The organism is Pseudomonas sp. 1, assembly GCF_056626735.1.
The window spans coordinates 1-512 of the sequence record NZ_JBWXMQ010000061.1; the positions used below are offsets into that span (position 1 = coordinate 1).

Genomic DNA, 512 nt, shown 5'->3' on the forward strand with positions numbered 1-512 from the left:
ATTAAAGAGTTTGGTAAGGGGCGGTCGATGGTTCCGACGCTTACTTTGTTTGGTGGGGTGATTGGTGGGTTGTCATTTGTAGCAGCCGTGCACGAATACAGGTCTCTGCAAGTTCAATTAGAGAAAGCAAATACGCATATTGACCCGTGGTTAAAGATGCGTCAGACCGTAGTCGGAGGACAGCTCACGGCCTTCGGTGCTCAAGCGCTGTTAGGGGTTGGTTATACCGGCCGCGCCTTGGCCGGCTCAATAACAGCGGAAACTGCCATCTTGCGTTACACGCTCTACATGGGGCCATTGAACTGGATCATTGCCGGTTTGGGTCTGCTGTATCTGACGGCCTGGATTTTCGAAAAGACGCCGCTGCAAAACTTCCTGAACAACTGCTGCTGGTCTAAAGCGCGGGCTATCGATCTGGGGCCCATCGCGCCAAAAGCCCAACAGGAAGAACTCGACCGTTTGTACCTCATCCTTTATACCCCTCGGGTCTCCATGCAAAGCAGCGCCAGGCC

At 53.5% G+C, this 512-nt stretch carries 1 pseudogene; it reads left to right on the plus strand.

The annotated features are described in order from the left end of the window. Window positions 1-27: 27 nt before the first annotated feature. A pseudogene (locus AC1MDC_RS28705) lies at window positions 28-512 on the plus strand (toxin VasX); the annotation flags it as partial.